This is a genomic window from Bifidobacterium santillanense, from assembly GCF_018555385.1.
GTDB lineage: Bacteria > Actinomycetota > Actinomycetes > Actinomycetales > Bifidobacteriaceae > Bifidobacterium > Bifidobacterium santillanense.
The window spans coordinates 67,259-87,427 of record NZ_JAFEJS010000008.1; the positions used below are offsets into that span (position 1 = coordinate 67,259).

18 protein-coding genes and 1 pseudogene are annotated in these 20,169 nt (G+C 61.8%); 10 read left to right on the plus strand and 9 right to left on the minus strand.

What is annotated here, in order from left to right; genetic code table 11:
* The first annotated feature begins 221 nt into the window (after positions 1 to 221).
* Complete coding sequence (locus JS528_RS08060; RefSeq protein WP_214358559.1) at positions 222 to 728, plus strand: hypothetical protein; 507 nt, start codon at positions 222 to 224, stop codon at positions 726 to 728.
* Positions 729 to 820: 92 nt separating this feature from the next.
* Here the strand turns inward: JS528_RS08060 and JS528_RS08065 are convergent, their stop codons facing one another.
* The 4 genes from JS528_RS08065 to JS528_RS11615 are packed head-to-tail and all read right to left on the minus strand — an operon-like array spanning position 821 to position 2,242.
* Positions 821 to 1,309, minus strand: coding sequence for a GNAT family N-acetyltransferase (locus JS528_RS08065; RefSeq protein ID WP_214358560.1), 489 nt, complete (start codon positions 1,307 to 1,309; stop codon positions 821 to 823).
* Positions 1,310 to 1,333: 24 nt separating this feature from the next.
* Positions 1,334 to 1,711, minus strand: coding sequence for an SdpI family protein (locus tag JS528_RS08070; RefSeq protein WP_214358561.1), 378 nt, complete (start codon positions 1,709 to 1,711; stop codon positions 1,334 to 1,336).
* A gap of 13 nt (positions 1,712 to 1,724) precedes the next feature.
* The gene (locus tag JS528_RS08075; protein ID WP_214358562.1) at positions 1,725 to 2,069 is read right to left on the minus strand and encodes a hypothetical protein; all 345 of its coding nucleotides are present in this window, start codon (positions 2,067 to 2,069) and stop codon (positions 1,725 to 1,727) included.
* Between the two features lie 11 nt (positions 2,070 to 2,080).
* Positions 2,081 to 2,242 carry a hypothetical protein gene (locus tag JS528_RS11615; RefSeq protein WP_240541024.1) on the minus strand — a complete coding sequence of 54 codons (162 nt, stop codon included), beginning with the start codon at positions 2,240 to 2,242 and terminating at the stop codon, positions 2,081 to 2,083.
* A 292-nt stretch (positions 2,243 to 2,534) separates the two neighbouring features.
* On the opposite strand from JS528_RS11615, the gene JS528_RS08085 reads away from it, so the two are divergent.
* From JS528_RS08085 to JS528_RS11895, 6 genes and pseudogenes are all read left to right on the plus strand, one after another.
* Entirely contained in the window at positions 2,535 to 3,977 is a 1,443-nt protein-coding gene (locus JS528_RS08085; protein WP_214358564.1) for a glycoside hydrolase family 32 protein, read from the plus strand.
* Positions 3,978 to 4,133: 156 nt separating this feature from the next.
* Positions 4,134 to 5,468, plus strand: a complete 1,335-nt coding sequence (locus JS528_RS08090) for an ABC transporter substrate-binding protein (RefSeq protein WP_214358565.1) — start codon at positions 4,134 to 4,136, stop codon at positions 5,466 to 5,468.
* Positions 5,469 to 5,569: 101 nt separating this feature from the next.
* Positions 5,570 to 6,442 carry a carbohydrate ABC transporter permease gene (locus tag JS528_RS08095; RefSeq protein ID WP_214358566.1) on the plus strand — a complete coding sequence of 291 codons (873 nt, stop codon included), beginning with the start codon at positions 5,570 to 5,572 and terminating at the stop codon, positions 6,440 to 6,442.
* A gap of 110 nt (positions 6,443 to 6,552) precedes the next feature.
* Positions 6,553 to 7,350 (plus strand): carbohydrate ABC transporter permease, encoded by a 798-nt coding sequence (locus JS528_RS08100; protein ID WP_214358567.1) that lies wholly within the window; start codon positions 6,553 to 6,555, stop codon positions 7,348 to 7,350.
* A 3-nt stretch (positions 7,351 to 7,353) separates the two neighbouring features.
* Positions 7,354 to 8,430, plus strand: coding sequence for a LacI family DNA-binding transcriptional regulator (locus JS528_RS08105; RefSeq protein ID WP_214358568.1), 1,077 nt, complete (start codon positions 7,354 to 7,356; stop codon positions 8,428 to 8,430).
* 173 nt (positions 8,431 to 8,603) lie between these two features.
* Positions 8,604 to 9,326: pseudogene (locus JS528_RS11895) on the plus strand (NAD(P)H-hydrate dehydratase); the annotation flags it as partial.
* 56 nt (positions 9,327 to 9,382) lie between these two features.
* Here the strand turns inward: JS528_RS11895 and JS528_RS08115 are convergent.
* From JS528_RS08115 to kdpA, 5 genes are all read right to left on the minus strand, one after another.
* Positions 9,383 to 10,096 carry a response regulator gene (locus JS528_RS08115; RefSeq protein ID WP_214358569.1) on the minus strand — a complete coding sequence of 238 codons (714 nt, stop codon included), beginning with the start codon at positions 10,094 to 10,096 and terminating at the stop codon, positions 9,383 to 9,385.
* Positions 10,093 to 13,089, minus strand: a complete 2,997-nt coding sequence (locus JS528_RS08120) for an ATP-binding protein (protein ID WP_214358570.1) — start codon at positions 13,087 to 13,089, stop codon at positions 10,093 to 10,095. Before JS528_RS08120 ends, JS528_RS08115 begins: the two co-directional genes overlap by 4 nt.
* Positions 13,090 to 13,258: 169 nt before the next feature.
* Positions 13,259 to 13,891: a K(+)-transporting ATPase subunit C gene (gene kdpC / locus JS528_RS08125; protein ID WP_214358571.1), complete on the minus strand. Its 633-nt coding sequence runs from the start codon at positions 13,889 to 13,891 to the stop codon at positions 13,259 to 13,261.
* A gap of 31 nt (positions 13,892 to 13,922) precedes the next feature.
* On the minus strand, positions 13,923 to 16,097 hold the full coding sequence (gene kdpB, locus JS528_RS08130; RefSeq protein WP_214358572.1) for a potassium-transporting ATPase subunit KdpB: 2,175 nt from the start codon (positions 16,095 to 16,097) through the stop codon (positions 13,923 to 13,925).
* A 1-nt stretch (position 16,098) separates the two neighbouring features.
* Positions 16,099 to 17,775 (minus strand): potassium-transporting ATPase subunit KdpA, encoded by a 1,677-nt coding sequence (kdpA, locus tag JS528_RS08135; RefSeq protein ID WP_214358573.1) that lies wholly within the window; start codon positions 17,773 to 17,775, stop codon positions 16,099 to 16,101.
* Between the two features lie 497 nt (positions 17,776 to 18,272).
* On the opposite strand from kdpA, the gene JS528_RS08140 reads away from it, so the two are divergent.
* The 3 genes from JS528_RS08140 to JS528_RS08150 are packed head-to-tail and all read left to right on the plus strand — an operon-like array spanning position 18,273 to position 20,143.
* Positions 18,273 to 18,629, plus strand: coding sequence for a response regulator (locus JS528_RS08140; protein WP_240541022.1), 357 nt, complete (start codon positions 18,273 to 18,275; stop codon positions 18,627 to 18,629).
* A 6-nt stretch (positions 18,630 to 18,635) separates the two neighbouring features.
* Positions 18,636 to 18,968: a response regulator transcription factor gene (locus JS528_RS08145; protein WP_214358574.1), complete on the plus strand. Its 333-nt coding sequence runs from the start codon at positions 18,636 to 18,638 to the stop codon at positions 18,966 to 18,968.
* The gene (locus JS528_RS08150; protein WP_240541021.1) at positions 18,944 to 20,143 is read left to right on the plus strand and encodes a histidine kinase; all 1,200 of its coding nucleotides are present in this window, start codon (positions 18,944 to 18,946) and stop codon (positions 20,141 to 20,143) included. The genes JS528_RS08145 and JS528_RS08150 overlap by 25 nt, the downstream gene beginning before the upstream one ends.
* Positions 20,144 to 20,169 lie beyond the last annotated feature (26 nt).

Here is a 20,169-nt window from a genome sequence, read left to right on the forward strand (position 1 = left end):
CGGATGACCGGAAGGGAATCCGCGCAACCGTACGTACGGTTGCAATGCTTGCTATTCCCCGACCTGACTCAAAAATCAATCCGGGACCACCACCTGAACACGCCATGACTAACCTCGATTCCTAACGCCGATATCGGCGATTGAACCGCATCGCCACAGCGCTGATGGTCACGCAAGGATAATCACGCTGCAACATAACGACACAGCCAAAGGAGGCGAGGATGGCCGTCGGAAACCGTCGCAAGGAACGCGCCGACTGGGTACGCAAATCACTTGAAGAGTACAGGGCGCAGCTCAAGGAACGGGAGAATCGTACCGCGGCGCTGTACGATGCACTCACCGATTTCACCAGAGCGTTGGACGCCGCGCGACCGATCGTGCAGGACTACACCCGCGACTACGGGGTATCGCGCCGTGAGATCGGCGAACGGTTCGGGCTCACGCAGCGGCAACTCAACGCATTGTTTGAACCGTTGATTGATGCCGACTCGAAGGCAAATGACGTTAAGCCACAAACATCCGAGACAACTGTGACTCCAAGCGGGCCAGAATCACAGTCCAAGTCTGTTGCAGTCATTGCCACGGAATCAGTTGTATCGGCAAACCATGCCACGGGCGATAAACAACCGCCAAGTCTAGGAATCCTTGGCCATCCTATTGATTATTCCGATGCCGGAGATTCACGCAGAGATTATGAACCTTCCGAAAACGGACCATTCATATATTGATGTAGTTGCCTGCGTCAAAGAACGATGGAGCCCTGTGCCACTCGTCCCATACCGATGTGCTTGACGCCGTTTACAGTTCCATTAGTAGTTCGTCAGTAGTTAATCATTTCGAGTTCCGGTCCCATGTCCTCGGTTTGGGTGAGACCGGTCTCGTGGAAGCCGATGTGCCGGTAGAAGCCCTGCGCATTGGCGTTGAACCCGGCGACCCACAACGCGAGCCGGTCATTGCCGGTGGCCTGTTTGCCCGCTTCGACTAGCATGCGTCCGACGCCGTGCCGATGCCGGTCTTGCAACACGTACAATGAGGCCAGTTCCGCCGCTTCGGGACGGTCGATCGGCGGACGCGGCGTGCGCAGCAGTTCCGCGAACCCGATCACATGATCGTCGCCAAGCGCCACTAGGGTGACCTGATCGGAGTTCTTGGCGTGGGCTTCGGTGAGTTTCAACGCGAACTGCGGGGTGATGGCATCCACGATCTCCTGCGGAATCTTGCCCTGGTTGAGTTCCCGCCATGTTTGCGACTGCACTTGCGCCTTCTCCTCGAACCATCGAGGTTCGATCGGAGCGATACGAATCGTCATGCCTATCCTTCCTTCTGAATATCTTCATATGTTCGATTCCAGGTAATGCCTTTTTGCGTCGAAATTCGCGATGGTGCCGCATGCGACAAGCCAAGCAACAAGCATGGCGGCAAGTGCAAGAAGCATCCACCACCAGATCATGTTCATGGTATTAATGTCACGGGTTGCAATCATGCCGACCAGTACGTCTAATGGCATCAGAGTGGTCAGAACACCACAGCCGAGGAACACGAACGCATACTTGCGGTGTATGTATTCCCATGTTTCGTCCGAGGCGATGGTCCAGCGGGTCTTGATGCCGACCTGATAATTCCTCTCCAATTGACCGTTCTTCGCGAACCCATACATGGAGAAGCACCACCGGACTATCGGCAGGAATAAACCGATCAGACAAAGAAGCATATCTCGAATCCTTTCAGACATTATGTCGTTTACGGGGCGCTTGCACGGCGGCGACACCGAACACGGACTGCACACAGAACAATCCCGTGAGGAACACCAACACGGCGGGACGGTATGCACGATAGAAATCAACCATGTCCGGTTGTGCATATGGCATAGCGATGGTGTACGCACAACCAGCAAGCAGGGCAACGAGCAACGAACCGATCAGCAGTGCGATGACGGTGAAACGCAGTCGTCGCCGGTCTTCGCACGCATGCGCAAGCCAGCGAAACGCCAGCGTGATGCAAATGCTAACCAGCAGGTAGCACAATAGCCCGTATGTGGGCAGCATATCGATGATAAGCAGATACTTCATGGAAGATCCTTTCAGATCAGACATTCGAAGAAATGCCATTCCGAGGAATCAGCATCACGGATGATGACCAGCGTACCGCTCTCGTTGTCCATCTCCCTATGAGGCTGATCGTACAGATCATCAAGTCGTGTTCCCAGATCCAATTGCAGAGTCGCATTCGCTTCCTTGACCATGCGTATGCTCTCCTGTGGCAATCGACCGCCGGAATACTCTCTGCCGTCCAGAATGGTGCCGTTAACTTTTAAGTTATACCGGTTTGATAGGAGCGTCAAAACAGTTTGATGATTTGTCGATAGGAGGATGGGCGACTCTCTTCCATCGGCGTGTCGGGTCGAAACGCTTATAGATGAAGCGTTTTATCAATAGGGTCGTATTTCCTACGATGTGCTTGTTGACAAGGTTGATTTTTGGTGATCTAATATAACTATCACATTGATCAAACGCTTTAGCAAAGGAGCTAAGGAAATGAATAATACGATCTTCTATAAACCGGCCGAAGGATGGGTGGGCGACGTCATTCCCTACTGCGAAGGGGAGGAGTTCCATCTGTTCTACCTACATGAGCGTAGGGAATCCCCACGCGAGGGAATGAGCTGGCGATTGGTGACGACCAAGGACTTTGTGCATTATGAGGACCGCGGCGATCGTTTGGTGCACGGCACGGCTCAGGATCCGGATTTCAACGCGTATACCGGCAGCGTAGTCAAAGACCATGATGGTCGTCATCACCTGTTCTATACCGGTCATAATCCACGTCATTGCGGTGACAACGGTCTGCCCCTGCAGCGGGTGATGCATGCGGTGAGTGAAGACGGCATGGCGACATGGCATAAGATTCCTGCGGATATCTTCGGCGCTCCCGTAGGGTATGAGCAGAGCGACTGGCGTGACCCGTTCGTGTTCTGGGATGAGGAATCGAAGATTTGGCGACTGGTGCTCGCTGCGCGGCATACGTCCGGTGCCGATCGAAGGCGCGGCGTGGTCGCCCAGTGCGTATCCAAGGATCTGTCTCGCTGGGAGATAGCGGAACCGTTATGGGATCCCGGTCGATATATTACGCAGGAATGCCCGGATGTGTTCTTCTGGAACGGCTGGTGGTATCTGGTGTATTCGGAGTTCTCAGACGCTTTTGCGACGCGTTATCGTATGTCCCGTTCGTTGGAAGGGCCGTGGGTCGCTCCCTCGAGCGGCAAGGACAGCGTGGACGGTCGGGCGTTTTACGCGGCCAAGACCGCGCAGCGCGACGGTCGACGATTGTTTTTCGGCTGGATCCCCAGCCGTATCGGGGAATCCGATGAGGGTGCCTGGCAATGGGCCGGCACCATGTCGGTGTCGGAGGGAACACAGAACGCAGACGGTTCGTTGTCGTTCCGTATTCCCCATGAAGTCAAGTCCGCCTTCTCCGATCTGATGTGGAACGACGTGGGGAACCATGCCGTGGGGCGCTCGGACGGATATGATGCGAAGATGTTCGACCTCGATGTGCCACGATGCGCGTTGCTGCACGGCACGTTCGAGATCGGCGAGGATCGTGCCGATGCCGGAGTGATCGTGAAGGCCAGCAAGGACGGCGACCTTGGCCATATCATCCGGTTTGAGCCCAAGCGTAGCCGTATGGTGGTGGATCGGTGGCCGAGACCTCGGACCGGCGGCGAGCAATGGCAGATTTCCGGTGATGTTCCCTTTGCCGTCGAATTGGAAAGACCGTGCGATCTGCCGGTGGGAAGGCATGAATTTGACATCATCATCGAAGATGATATCTGCGTAGTGAATCTCGATCAGGATGTCATGTTGAGCACGCGTCTGGAAACATCATGGGGATCATCGTTCGGCGTGTTCTCCAATGACGGCGTAACCCGCTTCTCTGATTTCGCGGTCCTCACCAGGAATACGGAAGAGACGAAGTAAAGGTTCCCGGCAATGGCCGCGTTCCTTGGAAAGGGAGGTGCCGCTACCCCTACGTAGACATCAGGCGATACCGGTCGTCTCGAACAACATCCAACCACATACATACTCGTAAACAACAAATCTGATCAATCAATGGAGATGATTACGATGCGAACCATGAAAACGCTGGCCGTATCCGTATTGGCCGCTGCTGCGCTGGTACTGTCCGGGTGCGGAACCAGTACGTCCTCAGTGAAACCGGACGATGTGAATCCCGAAGGCGAGATCAAACCGCACGAGATATCGTGGCTGCTGTCCCGCCCGGTGGACGGTGGCGTGATCACGGCGATGAAGCAGATCGCCGCGGACTACGCGAAGGATCACGAAGGATTTGAGCTGAAGTTCATCACCACGCCAGACCGACCGTCTTACATCCAGAAACTGGAGACGCTTGCCGCCGCCAACAAGTTGCCGGAGCTCTTCGACATCGATGCCACGCCGTTCGCCGCGAAGCTGGCGAAGAAAGGCAGCATGGTGGACGTCGAGGCGATGCTGAAGGACATGGGTCTGTACGATGACTATCGCACGTCCGCCTTGGACTACCAGCGTTTTGATGATGGCTCGTTGTATATGGTGCCGTTTGAATCTCAGGTGGAGGTGTTCTTCTACAACAAGGCGCTGCTCGCCAAGGCGGGAGTGGACATCCCCAAGACGCTTGACGACATACCTCAGATGTGTGCCGCGCTCAATAAGGCCGGTATCACTCCGATCACCATGGACGGCCAGGATATGTGGCCGCTGGAGAGGTTCATGGCCTACTACCCGTTCCGGGAGAGTGGCAATGACTACATCAAGAAGCTCAAGAAGGGCGAGGCCAAGTTGTCGGATGAGACCGGCCGGAAGGCCGTGCAATGGATGGCCGACCTCGGATCGTCGGGCTGCTTCCAGGAAGGCTTCTCCTCCACTGGATATGCGGATGCGCAGGCACTGTTCACTTCCGGTAAAGCGGCGATCTACAACACCGGCTCGTGGGATCTGCCGACGCTGGGCACCGAAGATTTGGACGCCTCGGTGCGCGATCAGATCGACTACTTCCTGCTACCGGTCACCGATGGAGGTGCCACAACGCAGAACGAGTATGTTGCGCCGTCCGGTATCGGCATGGCCGTCAACACCAAGGGATATGACCCGCTTGTTCGCGACTTCCTGAAGTATGCGCTTGAGCAGTACCCGAAGGTGTATGGAGCCACCGGCCAGGTCAACCCCACTACCGGTGATGGCACCACGCTGCCAAGCAATGCCACGGATCTCTACCAGCGCGTGGTGGATGAATCGGACAATGTCGGCGATGTTACCGCGATGCCGTGGGACACTCAGCTTGACTCGACCTCGAACACCCGACTCCAGCAGGAACTGGTGCTGCTGGTGCAGGGCGATGTGAGCGTGGACGAGTTCATCGACACGATGGACGGAGTCATCGCTGAGAACGGTCCGAAAGCCTTCGCCGAGTAACGCTCGCGAATATATATGTCGGCAGGGGATGGCCGGTTACCCAAAGCACTGCCATTGCAACGGTCATCTCCCGCCGCCTTCCAAGATTGCAAGGAGCCTCCATGCTGCCGTATCGTTCGAAAAAATCAGTGTTGATATTCCTTTTGCCGCCGTTGCTGTTCTATGGCCTCGGTGTGCTGATGCCGGTGATCCAGTCGCTGTTTCTCAGCTTCTTTGAGTGGGACGGCATCAGCGACATGCAATTCGTCGGTCTGGGTAACTATGCCAAGATGTTTGCTGGTGACGCGGTGTTCTGGCAAGCGTTCGGCAACTCCATGATCTACATGATGATCTGTCTGGTATTGCAGCTCGGTGGCGCATTACTGGTCGCCACATTGCTCATGCAGCTCACTCGTGGCCGTGAAGTCATCAAGACGCTGTACCTGTTGCCGGCGGTGATCTCGACCGTCGCCATCGGTTTCCTGTTCCAGCGCATCTATTCGATGGATCCGGTGGGCCTACTGAACCGGTTGCTGCAAGTGGTCGGGCTTGGTGATCTGGCAAGGCCGTGGCTGTCCGACACCCATACGGTGCTTGCGGCAGTGTCCGTCCCGGAAGGCTGGCGGTTCTCCGGTCTGTACATGCTCATCATCTACGCCGCGTTCATGTCGATCCTGGCCGAGATCGAGGAGGCGGCCAAACTCGACGGTGTCAACGAATGGCAGCTGTTCGCCAAGATTCGTTTCCCGTACATTCGGCCGGTGTGGATCACCACGGTGGTCATGGCCGTGACATATGCGTTGCGTGGCTTCGATATCCCCTACCTGCTGTCGAATGGCCGCCATGGGCAGCTCGTGACCACGTACATGTACCGTACCGCGTTCACGAACACGAATTACGGGTATGCCAGCGCGATGTCGGTGTTCATCGTGGTCGAATGCCTGGTCGCGGTCGGATTGATCTTCGGACTGATGAAAAGGAAGGTGGACGAATGACGGGTGTGGAATCGTTGCCGAGCATGAGATCCTGGTATAAGCAATCCTTCAATAACGTGGAAGGATATCGGCATCATCGGCGTATCACGGTGCATCGTATTATCACGTGGGTGCTGATCGCGATCATCATGGTAATTCAGGTGTATCCGCTGCTATGGCTGTTCATCACCAGCGTGCGCACGGAGCATGATTTCGCTGCGGGGGATCCGTTCGGCATACCGCAGCAGTTCACGCTCGATAATTATGCACGTGCCTTTGAATCGGGAAACCTTGGTCGGTATATCCTGAACAGCGTCATCGTGACCTTCGGCTCGAACTTCTTCATCGTGATTCTCGGCATGATGGCGGCATACGCTTTGCAAGTGCTGCGATTCAAGGGCGGCAAGATTATCCGCATGATCTTCATGATGGGCATCATCGTGCCCGTGCAGATCTCGCTGGTGCCGTTGTTCATCGATTATTCGCAGGTCGGTCTACTGGATACGTATTGGTCGATGATCATCCCGCTGGCCGGTTTCTCGATACCGATGTCGGTGTTCCTGTTCAGCTCGTTCTACCAGTACATTCCCTCGGAGACCTATGAGGCCGCATCGATCGACGGCGCCGGCCCGTACCGCATCTTCGCGCAGATCACACTGCCACTGTCGCTCAACACGATCGTGACGGTGGTGCTGGTCAACAGCATCTTCATCTGGAATGAATTCATCTTCGCGAACACCTTCGTGCTAACCGATGATCTGAAGACCATTCCGCTTGGCTTGCAGAACTACATCGGGGCGATGGGCAACACGGACTGGACTGCTACTTTTGCCGCCGTTTGTGTCACAATTACACCATTGATGTTGGTGTTCCTGGTCTTGAACAAGGCTATGATCCAAGGCCTGGAAGGTGGCGCGACCAAGGGATGATCGATGGCAGTGCAGCGAATAGCAGACCCCGCATCTGAGAACTCGCGGGAGCGGAAGAACGGGAAACGTTCCTCCGTGACGTTGAAGGATGTGGCCGCGGCGGCCGGAACCTCGGTATCCACGGTGTCGTTGGTCATGAACCATAAGCCGGGCGCGCGCATCGGCAAGGACGCGCGCGCCCGAGTGCTCAAGGCCATCGATGAGTTGGGATATCGGCCGAACACCCTGGCGCAGGGACTGGCTCGCGGACGATCGAATTTCATCGGTCTGGTGGCGGATTCCATCGCGACGACACCGTTCGCGGGACAGATCATCCATGGCGCTCAGGAAGAGGCCTGGAAGCGTGGATATGTACTGTTGATCGCCAACACCGAGGGCGACCGTGACCTTGAGCGTCGTGCCATCGAGGAATTCATGGAGCACAACGTCAGCGGTGTCATCTACTCGACGTGGTACCACCATGAGATCACCATGCCGCCGGAGCTGACGCAGGTCACCACGGTACTGGTGAATTGCAGCGATCCGAACAGCGAGGTCACGGCGGTGGTCCCGGATGAATTCCGTGGCGGCAAGGCCGCGGCGCAGATGCTGATCGATGCCGGGCATCGGCGAATCGCCTTTGTGAATTCGACCAGCATCTCACCCGCCCGAACGGGGCGACGCGCCGGATATCTTGCGGCACTTGAGGAGGCTGGCATCCCCGCGGACGAGAGTCTGATGTTCGACACCATGCCGTATCAAGAAGGCGGCATGCGAATCGCCGAGCAGGTGGTGCAGACCGGGGCGACCGGTGTGTGCTGTCATAATGACCGTGTGGCCATGGGATTATACGATGCGTTGCGTGATCGTGGTCTGCGGATCCCCGATGATCTTTCAGTGGTCGGGTTCGACAACCAGGAGGTCATTGCCGCGCATATGTCGCCGCCGTTGTCAACGGTGCAACTGCCTCATTATGAGCTTGGCGTGGTCGGGGTGAAGATGCTGCTGGAAGACGTAGAATCCCCCGATCGTGCGGGATTTTCGAGAACCATCCGCATCGACTGTCCTCCGGTGATGCGCGATTCCATACGTCGGCTGTGACACGGATGGGCACCCTGCATGGTCAATCTTTATACATCCGATGTGACATGGCTTCGTGTCCTGCTTTCCAATCGCGGTTCATCTTGTTTGGCGACAGAAAAACGTACACAGGACACGGGCCATGCCCCTATCTCAAGGCCAGACCAAAGTGCGCAAGAATTCGGGCGTTATCTGTGCCCGGTCAGGTGGTGATCACGCCGCACGCCGGCGAGATGGCGGCGCTGCTCAACCGGCTCGAGGCCGATTCGTCGCCGAGGTCGGGCGCCGCTCAGGCCGATGAGACGACGGAGGACGCCCCTGCCGGCCCCGCTTCCGATGGTGCCGCCGTCCGCGCCGACGCCGGCACCGCCGAATCCGGTGCGTTGGGGACCGACGCACCGACGGACGGCCGGGACGGGACGGACGCGATCGCCGCGGCACCGGAGCGGACCGGCCGGCCGCGTCACGCCGGCTCCACCGATTCGTCACGGTTCACCGCGCAGGATGTGGTGTCCCAGCCGCTCGCCAGTACACGCCACGCGCACGAGCTGACCGGCGCGACGGTGCTGCTCAAGGGCGCGGTGACCATCGTCGTGGATGAGGACCACGTCTATGTCTCCGGCAGCGCCCCCACATGGCGGGCCACCGCCGGCGTCGGCGACGTGCTTGCCGGGCTCGCCGGCGCACTGCTGGCGCAGCAGGGTGCCGAGATCACCACGGCCGAGACGGTGGCGTCCGCCGCCTACCTGCATGGCATGGCCGCGGCGATCGCCTCGGAATCCGAGCAGCAGGGCTGGCAGGAGCCCGAGCTGGTGGGGCACGGCCGCCGTCAGCGGGTCATGACGCTTGGCCACCCCATCGTGGCGGGCGACGTGATTCGCGCCATCCCTGAGGCCACCGCCGACGTCATCGCGTGATGGCCGTCGCATGGGGGCCCGACCGGGGTCCAGCGGAGCGCAACCGCACCCGCGTCTCAGGCCTCCGGCCCGCCCTCGATGTCGAGACGGTAGCCCATGCCGGTCTCCGTCCTCAGGTATCTGGGCCGCGCGGGGTCCGGCTCGATCTTCTTGCGCAGCTGCGAAACATACAGTCGCAGATAACCAGTGTCCTTGACGTGCTGCGCCCCCCAGATCGAGGTGAGCAGGTCCTGACGGGTCACGAGCTTGCCGGCATTGCGCACCAGCACTTCGAGCACCTTCCACTCGGTGGGTGTGAGCCGCACGCGAATCTCGCGTCCCGCTCCCCCGCGGAACACGGCGTGCGCGTTGAGGTCCACGGTCACGTCGCCGAACCGCATCAGCGGCGTCTCGCTTTCCGCTGAGTTCTCCTGCGAAACCCGGCGCAGCAGGGCGCGGATGCGGGCCAGCAGCTCGTCGATGGACACGGGCTTGGTCACATAGTCGTCGGCGCCCGCGTCCAACGCCGCCACCTTCTCACGCGCGTCGGTGCGCCCGGACACCACCAGGATCGGCGCCTCGGTCCAGCCGCGCACGCCCTGGATCACGCCCATGCCGTCCATCCTTGGCATGCCGAGATCCAGCACGAACAGGTCGGGATGCTCCTCGACCGCCGCCGTGATGCATTCGACGCCGTCACGCGCGGTGACGATGTCGTAGCCCTGCGAGTGCAGGGTGATCTTCAACGCCTTGAGAAACTGCGGATCGTCGTCCGCCACCAGAATCTTCATCGGCGTGCCTCCTCTCCCGAATCCGTCATCGACGGGCCCATGCCCGTCGTTCTATCACCGGTGCCGGCGTCGACGACATCCATCAAGGCCGGCTCCTCGCCAGACCGCAGGCCGTCTGCGGAAACGCCGTCGTAGCGCTGTTCGTCAACATCCGCGTCCGCAGCGTCCCGCCGCTCGTCGGGTGCGGAATCGGAGCCCGACGCCGACTCCGCACCCGCCCCGGCGTCGCCGTCGGCCGGGGAGCCGGAATCGTCGGCGTCCGCATCCCCCGCATCCTTGCCGCCGCGCATGATGCCGTAGTTGATGAACCGGTCGAGCCCGCGCTCGTCGGACTGCCCACTGCCCGGCAGCGGCAGGATCACATCGGACATGGCCCCCGACACGTTCAGCGTGTCCTTGGCAAGGATGTCGGCCGGATTGGGCCGGTCGCCGGCCGGAATCGGCTGTCCGGCGCGCAGCTTCTGGTCGGCCACGCGCAGGGTGATCACGATGGTCAGGCCGCCGCCCGGCGTGTCCTCGGGACTGATCGAACCGCCCATCGATTCGACGAACCCCTTCGACAGCGCCATGCCCAGACCCAGACCGGTGGTGTTGTCCGTGTCGCCGAGCCGGTGGAACGGCAGGAAGATGTCGTTCTTGCGCGAGTCGGGCACGCCGGGGCCCTGATCGGCCACGCGGATCTCGACCATGCCGTTGAACGAGGAGGCGGACAGCCGTACCCGCTTGGAGGACGGGGTGAACCGCATCGCGTTGACCAGCACGTTCGACAGCGCGCGGCGGAGCAGGGCCGGGTCGGCCACGACCAGCGGCAGGTCGGGGGCGATGTCCAGGTCGATGGACCACGGCCCGATGCCGAGTTCGTCGAACAGCGGGATGATCTCCTCTCCCACGTCCGTGGCCACCAGCGACAGCGGCAGCGCACCCTCGCGGATGCGCGAGACGTCGAGCAGGTCGGTGACGAGTTTGGTGAGCTGCTTCAGACCGTTGGAGGCCACGTTGAGCAGTTCCTTGCGGTCCCGCGCGCTCATCGTGTCGCCCATGCGCTGCAGGCCGGAGACGGCGGCGGTGGCCGAGGCAAGCGGACGGCGCAGGTCATGGCTGACCGCGTTGAGCAGGCCGGTGCGCACCTTCTCGGCGGCGGCGAGCGGGCCGATCTCTCTGGCCTTGCGCTCCAGATCCTTGTGCTCGAGCACGGTCTGGATCTGTGAGAGGATGGCCAGCAGCATGCGCTGGTCCAACGCCTCGACGGGCTTGCCGTACAGCTTGAGTTCCGGCCCGGCGTCCGACATGGCTATGGTCTCCGGCTCCGCGACCGAGGCGGCCACGTCTCCGCCTCCGTCGGTGGCGGAATCCGTCTTCGTACCCGGCTCGCCGTCCGAGATGATGATGTGACCGCCCTGCACGACGCGCACGCAGGAGAAGCCGAACGCCTCGCGGGTGCGGTGCACGATGGCCTGGAGCGGATCGTCGCTGCGCAGCACCGCCCCGGCCACGCTGGCCAGGATCTCCGATTCGGCGCTGGCACGCTGGGCCTGCCGCGCGATGGTGTCGGCGCGGTCCACCACCGCGGAGACGATGATGCCCACGAGCACGTAGAGCACGATGGTCACCATGTCCGAGGCGCGCACCACGTGGAAGGCGCCTATGGGCACCGTGTAGAGCAGGTCCAGCACCAGTCCGGAAAGCACCGCACACACCATGGCGGGCATAAGCCCGCCGATCACGGCGGAGACCACCACCAGCATCTGCAGCACCAGGGCGTCGCGCTGCGCATAGGCGGGCGCGCTGAACCGGTACAGCATCCAGCCGGTGAGCAGCACGGACAGCATGGCGAACGCGAACCCGGCCGCCCTGCGCCTCCACGCGATCGGATGCCTGTTCGAGGAGGGCATCCTGAAGCCCTTGTTGACGAACGAGTGCGTGACGATATGGACGTCGATGTCCCCGGATTTCTCGATGATGCCGTTGGGCGTGGAGGGCCGGCCCAGCCAACGCGAAAGCGCGTTGCGCCGGGAGACGCCGACGATCACCTGCGTGGCGTTGTTCGCATGCGCATAGTCGAGCAGGGCCTCCGAGATGTCCTCGCCGACGATCTGATGATAGGTGCCGCCCAGCTCCTCGACGAGCTCGCGCTGCTTGATGAGCAGGGCGGGGTTGGAGCCGGCCAGCCCGTCCTCGGGGGTGACGTGCACGGCGATGAGGTCGCCTCCACCGGACGCCCGGGCCACACGGGCCCCGCGCCGCAGCAGCTGCTCGCCTTCGGGCCCGCCGGACAGCGCAACGATCACACGCTCGCGCGTCTCCCATTTGGCGTTGATGTGGTGCTCCTCGCGGTAGGCCTTGAGCGCCTCGTCCACGCGCCCGGCCAGCCAAAGCAGGGCCAGCTCGCGCAGGGCGGTGAGGTTGCCGACGCGGAAGTAGTTGCTCAGGGCCGCATCCACGCGGTCGGGCTTGTAGACGAATCCGGCGGCCAAACGCTCGCGAAGGCCCTCGGGCGGCAGATCTACCAGCTCGACCTGGGAGGCGGAGCGCAGCACCTTGTCCGGCACGGTCTCCTTCTGCGTGCTGCCGGTGATCTCGCGCACCACGTCATTGAGCGATTCGATGTGCTGCACGTTGATGGTGGTGATCACGTCGATGCCGGCATCGAGCAGGTCCAAGACATCCTGCCAGCGCTTCTTGTGCACCGATCCGGGCGCGTTGGTGTGGGCGAGCTCGTCGACGAGCGCCACCTGCGGATGCCGTTCGATGATCTTGAACAGGTCCATCTCCTCGAGCCACATGCCACGGTAGCGCAGCCGGCGCCGCGGCATCATCTCGAGCCCTTCGGCGGCCTTGGCCGTGGCGGCGCGCCCGTGGGTCTCCAACAGGGCGATGACCACGTCCTTGCCGTCCTCCTGCAGGCGATGCCCCTCCCTGAGCATCGCGCACGTCTTGCCCACGCCTGGCGCGGCGCCCAGCAGCACCCTGAACGTTCCTCGTGCCTGTGCCATATCATCAGCCCCTGTATTCCCAGACATTCCAATACGACTGTATACGATAAACGCCGTCAGGGGTGGTGACGCGAATACCCCGCATCACCACCCCTGGCGGCCGGCCGCGGCCCGCCACGGCGATCGACGACAACGCGTCAGCCGAATCGCCGACGGACCGCGTGCCGACTCACCTGAGCTCGTCAAGCGCCAGATTGAGCCGGACCACGTTCACCGTGGGTTCGGCGATGAACCCGAGCCCACGACCGGTGGTGCACTTCCTGACCAGATTCTCGACCTGCTCCTCGCTCAACCCGCGTTCCTTGGCCACGCGCTTGACCTGGATGGCCGCGTATTCGGGGCTGATCTCCGGGTCGAGCCCGGAGGAGGACGCGGTGAGGGCGTCGGCCGGCACGTCCTTGGGGTTCACGCCCTCACGCTTGGCGATGGTCTGGCGCAGCTCCGAGGTGGACTTGATGAAATCGGCGTCGGCGTGGCCCTTGTTGGTGCCGGCGGACGCGGCCGCGTAGTAGCCCTGGCTGTCCTCGTCCTTGTTCGGGTCGGATGCGGCCGACGGGCGGGACTGGAAGTACTGCGGCAGCGCGTCGCCGTTGGCGTCCGTGAAGGACTGGCCGATCAGCGACGAGCCGACGACCTCGCCCTGCGCGTTGGCGATCATCGAGCCGTTGGCCTTGTCGGGCATGCCCAGCTGGCCGATGCCGGTCATCGCGAACGTGTAGACGATCACGATGACGGTGAAGACGATCACCGCCTTGAGCCCGGCCCAGTAGGCGCGCAGGTTCAGCGAAATGGTATTCTTCATGACAATCACTCTTTCCTAGTCGATCCTCGGATCAGAAGCCCGGGATCAGACGGACGAACAGGTCGATGATCCAGATGCCGATGAACGGCGCGATGATGCCGCCCAGACCGTAGACCCTGAGATTGCGGCCCAGGATCTTCTCGCTGGCCTCGGCGCGGTACTTGACACCCTTGAGGGCCAGCGGGATGAGCAGCACGATGATGATCGCGTTGAAGATGATCGCGGAGAGCACGGCGGACAGCGAGCTGTGCAGACCCATGATGTTGAGCAGGCCGAGTCCCGGGAACTTCTCCATGAACATGGCCGGGATGATGGCGAAGTACTTGGCCACGTCGTTGGCGATGGAGAAGGTGGTCAGGGCGCCGCGCGTGATGAGCAGCTGCTTGCCGATGGCCACGATGTCGATGAGCTTGGTCGGATCGGAGTCGAGGTCGACCATGTTGCCGGCCTCCTTGGCCGCCGAGGTGCCGGAGTTCATGGCCACGCCGACATCGGACTGGGCGAGGGCCGGGGCGTCGTTGGTGCCGTCGCCGGTCATGGCGACGAGCTGGCCCTTGGCCTGCTCCTTCTTGATGTAGGCGAGCTTGTCCTCGGGCTTGGCCTCGGCGATGAAGTCGTCCACGCCGGCCTCCTTGGCGATGGCCTTGGCCGTGAGCGGGTTGTCGCCGGTGACCATGACGGTGCGGATGCCCATCTTGCGAAGGTCGGCGAAACGCTCCTTCAGGCCCTTCTTGACGACGTCCTTGAGCTGGACGACGCCGAGCACCTTGGCCTCGCCGTTGGCATACTGCTCGGCGACGACCAGCGGCGTGCCGCCCTGGCCGGAGATGGCGGCCACGCGATCGTGCAGGGCGTCCCTCACCTCGGTGGTCATGGCACCGCCTTCCCTGTCGATCCATGCCTCGACGGCGGAGGTGGCGCCCTTGCGGATACGGTCGCCGTTCGGCAGGTCGAGTCCGGACATACGGGTCTCGGCGGTGAACGGCACGGCCACGGCTCCCGGCACCTCGTCCACGTCGAAGCCGTCGGACTTGGCAAGCGCCACGATCGACTGGCCTTCGGGCGTGGCATCGGCCAGCGAGCTCAACGCGGCCGCCTTGACGATGTCGTCGTGGTCGACGCCGGGCAGGGCGTGGAATTCGGAGGCCTGGCGGTTGCCGTAGGTGATGGTGCCGGTCTTGTCGAGCAGCAGCGTGGTCACGTCGCCGGCCGCCTCGATGGCGCGGCCGGAGGTGGCGAGCACGTTGCGTTGCACCAGACGGTCCATGCCGGCGATGCCGATGGCGGACAGCAGGGCGCCGATGGTGGTCGGGATGAGACAGACGAGCAGGGCGACCAGCACCGTCAGGCTCACGGAGGCGCCCACCGCGGAGGCCTGCGGGTTGATGCACAGCACCACCACGAGGAAGATGATGGTCAGGGAGCTCAGGAGCACGTCCAGGGCGATCTCGTTCGGGGTCTTCTGGCGGTTGGCGCCTTCGACCAAGGCGATCATCTTGTCCACGAAGCTTTCGCCGGGCTTCTGGGTGATGCGCACCACGATGCGGTCGGAGAGCACGCGGGTGCCGCCGGTCACCGAGGAGCGGTCGCCGCCGGATTCGCGGATGACGGGCGCGGATTCGCCGGTGATGGCGGATTCGTCCACGGAGGCGATGCCGGAGATGATGTCGCCGTCGCCGGGGATGAGCTCTCCGGCGGAGACGACGACCACGTCGCCGAGCTTCAGGTCCGAGCTGGGGACCTCCTCGATGTAGGATGGACCCTCGCCGCGCTCGGGGGCGCGCACGTCCGGGTCGTTCTTCTCGTCGTAGCCCTTGACCAGACGGGCGGGCGTGGTGGTGCGAGTCTTGCGCAGCGCGTCGGCCTGCGCCTTGCCGCGGCCCTCGGCCACGGCCTCGGCGAGGTTGGCGAACAGCACGGTGGCCCACAGCACGATGGCCACGATCCAGGTGAAGTAGACCGGCTCGCCGTCGGTGAGGGCGGCGTCGAACAGCTGGCACACGCCCAGCAGGGTCAGGAACGCGGCGCCCACCCACACGATGAACATCACGGGGTTGTGCCACATGTTGCGCGGGTCGAACTTGCGGAACGCATCCGGCAGGCTCTTGCCCAGCATCGCGCCCAACGACTGCTCGTTGGACTTCTTGACGTCGTTCGCGATGGAGGTCGCGCTGTTGTTGACGTCGTTCGCGGTTGCGGAAGTCATATCAAGCCACCAAACCTTCTGCCAACGGTCCCAGAGCAAGCGTCGGGAAGAACGTCAGCGCGGAAATCAGGAAGATAACGAACACCAGCAGGATGACGAACAGACCGTTGTCGGTCTTCATCGTGCCGGCGGTCACCGGCACCTTGTCCTGCTTGGCAAGCGAACCGGCCAGCGCGATCACCAGGGCGATCGGCAGGAAACGGCCGATGAGCACCGCCAATCCCAGCGTGGTGTCGAGCCACGGGGTGTCGGCGGTGAGTCCCGCGAAGGCGGAGCCGTTGTTGTTCGCGGCCGAGGTGAAGGCGTAGACGACCTCGGAGAAGCCGTGGTTGCCACTGTTGTTGAGCGACGTGTCGAAGATCGACTGACGTGCGAACGGCACGGCGAAGCTCAGGGAGACGCCCACCACCACGGTGATCGGCATGACGAGGAAGTACAGCGAGGCCATCTTCATCTCGCGCGGGCCGATCTTCTTGCCGAGGTATTCCGGCGTGCGGCCCACCATGAGGCCGGCGATGAACACGGCCACGACGGCCATCACGAGGATGCCGTACAGGCCCGCGCCCACGCCGCCCGGGCTCACCTCGCCGAGCATCATGTTGAGCATGTAGATCATGCCGCCGAGTGCGGTGTACGAGTCGTGCATCGAATTGACGGCGCCAGTGGAGGTCGAGGTCGAGGTGGTGCCGAACAGGCCGGACCACACGATGCCGAAGCGGGTCTCCTTGCCTTCCATGGAACCACCGGTCAGGGAGGTGATCGGGTCGCTGGCGAAGGATTCGGCGGTCACCACGGCGAAGAAGCTGATGCCGAAGATGATGACCATCGCGCCGAGCAGCGCGTAGCCCTGCCGGATGTCGCCGACCATGCGGCCGAAGGTGCGGGTCAGGGCCACCGGAATGGCGAGCATGAGGAGAATCTCGATGAGGTTGGTCCACATGTTCGGGTTCTCGTACGGGTGCGACGAGTTGGCGTTGAAGAAGCCACCGCCGTTCGTGCCGAGCTCCTTGATGACCTCCTGCGAGGCCACCGGGCCCTGCATGATCTTCTGGGTGCCACCGGCGACGGTGTTCACGTCCACGAACCCGGCGAAGTTCTGCGCCACGCCCAGCGCCATCAGAATGATGCCCATGACGATGGAGATCGGCAGCAGGATGCGCATCGTGCAACGGGTCAGGTCGACCCAGAAGTTGCCGATGGTCTCCGACCTGCGCCATGCGAACCCGCGCACGAGCGCCACGGCCACGGCGATGCCCACGGCCGCGGACACGAAGTTCTGCACGGCGAGGCCGGCGAACTGCACGGTGTAGCCGAGCGTGACGTCCGGCGAATACGACTGCCAGTTGGTGTTGGTCACGAACGAGGCCGCGGTGTTGAACGCGAGCGGGCCCTGGACGTTCGGGAAGCCCAGCGAGAACGGCAGCCACTGCTGCACGCGCTGCAGCAGGTAGAGCACCAGCACGCTCATCAGGGAGAACCCGAGCACACCGCGCAGGTACGCCTTCCAGGTCTGGCCCTTCCTGGAGTCGATGCCGACGACCTTGTAGATCCACTTCTCGAAGAAGAGGTCCCTGTCGGTCGTGAACACGTTGAACATGTAATCGCCAAGCGGCTTGTATATCGCCGCGAGGATGATGGCAATCAGCGCGAATGCCATGATCGCAAATACATATACCATGTGATGAACCTTTGATTCCTAAGATCTCTCAAGTACAGTCCGGTATGGTTCAGAACTTCTCGGGCCGGCACAGGGAATAAATCATGTACGCGATTCCCGCGACACCCAGCATGACACCCAGCACAGTGAAGAACGTCGTCATAGTCTGTCCACCCACTTTCCGAACAGGTCGAACAGGACGAAGATGACCACCGTACTCACAACGTAGGCAACATCCACCCACCAAGGCATGTCTTTCTCCTTATCATCGAACGGACCCGGTGCCGTATTCCGCAGCCCCGCCTTGCCTGTCTCGCGGAGTCATATGCTCCGGAGTGGCCTGCGCGGCTGCCGACAACGTCATCGAGTCATTTCGTTTTCATCGTATGAATTCAGGGCGGGGCGAGGACCGGTTTTTACGGGTTACATATATGCGCGGGAACTTACGGCGGCGATTCCTAACACTTTGCTAACATAAAGGCGTTGCAACCACAACTAGAATCAGCCCAGTGGGTGTCATGGGTGGGAACGAGCCGGAGACGGCGAACGTGATCCGCATCGGCGTGTTGGATAATGATCCGTTCGCGTTGGATGCGATGTGCGCGATGATCGCGGCCATGTCCCGTGATTTGCGCATCGTGTGGAGCACGGGTTCGCCTGCGGTGGCGATCGAGCACTGTCACAACGCGCACACGAGGCCGGACGTGCTCGTATTGGACATGGCGTTGGGCGGCATCACCGGCGCGGACGTGTGCCGGCGCATCCGGCGCAGGACGAGCGAGGTGGGTATCGTGTGCGTCACCTCGTATTCGACGGACGTCTACCGGGCGGAGGCGATCGCGGCCGGCGCGCAGGGACTGCTCGCCAAGGAATAGCTCAGGATGGACATCGTTGACGCCGTGCGGCAAGCGGCGCATGGCATGCCGACCGCCGCTCAGTCCGAAGCGGGATTCCGTGACGCGGTTTCGGCGCATGCGCTGCCGTCCGGCACGGTGCCGGCGAGGATGTCCGAGGACATGAAGGACTCGTTGTCCGCGCGTGAGAAGGACATCCTGCGCCTGTACGCGCAGCGGCTCACCACCGACGAGATCGCGGCCCGTCTGGGCATCGCCAAGGGCAGCGTGTTCACGTACGTGCATCGCGCGGCCGACAAGCTCGGCGTGACCAGTCGCAAGGAGGTGCTGGAGACATGCGCCAGATACGATCTGCTGTAGGCCGGCTTGCCGGGCGACTCGGCCCGGGCAACGACCATCCGGTCATCTCGACGACCTGCTTGCTGCTGGCCGCGGCCCTCATCGCGGAATACACGGCTCGGACTGCGACGGATGCCTCCTCAACGGTGAGCGTGCAGCATCTTGCGCTGGTCCTGGTGATGCTCATCGGTCTGATCGGCGGCATGTTCCGCCCGCAATGGTTCCTCTGGATGGTACTCGTGGGCGGAGAAATACTGCTGGTGATGACACTCATGATCACTCCACTGGCCATCAGCATTATCTGTACGGGCTTCCTTGCCTATCTCAACATACGGTCTGGCGTAATAGCCACCGGCATGCTGCTCGTGTTGCTGGTCGCTCCCGCACCACCTAGTAGCAGCCGTCTGCTGGTATCTACGTTGATGCATATCGCGCTCTATTGCTTCCCGCTAGTGACCGGACTGTTACTGCACATGATGCGGCAGCGCGATAATGACTCGTATCTGCTGCGTCGCCAGCAGGAACACGAGGACACGGCCCGCAATTTGCATGACACCATCAGCAACGATCTCGCCTATCTCATCCTACGCATCGACCACGCCGAAACCGAAGACATGCCCGCCGACGAGCACACGTATCGGCGGCAGCTTCAGGACCTGCGCGACGCGGCCGATCGCGCCATGACCCACACTCACGAGGTCATCGACTCGCTTGAGGAACATCCGGAGCAACATCCGCAGTCAGAACCGTCGGAACCGCGAAGCACGGCAACATTCCCGCTGGCAACGACCGCAGATCACGCCACCGTGCAACAGGCGGAACTGCAATCCCTGATCGACGACGAGGAGACGAAACTCGAATCGCTCGGCTTCACCGGCGACAACCTGCTCGGTGAACTCCGTCGTCCGCTCTCCCCGGGCATGATGCGACTGCTCACAGGATTGCTGACGGAACTCTACGCGAACATCGCCAAGCACGCTGACCCGGCCGAATGGTACGCCGTCTCCATCAGCTTCGACACTGAAGAGCTCCACATCTCCGTCAGCGACACCATCACTGAACATGACGGGAAACTTGGATTGGGCAGTGGCCTCGACCGTTACCGCGCCATCATCGAAAAAGCCGGCGGCAGCTTCACCATCCACACGGAACAGCGGCACTGGCAACTGGATGCCACCATCCCAAACAAGCCGTGAACCATCGGCAGGTTCAGCAGCTTGAA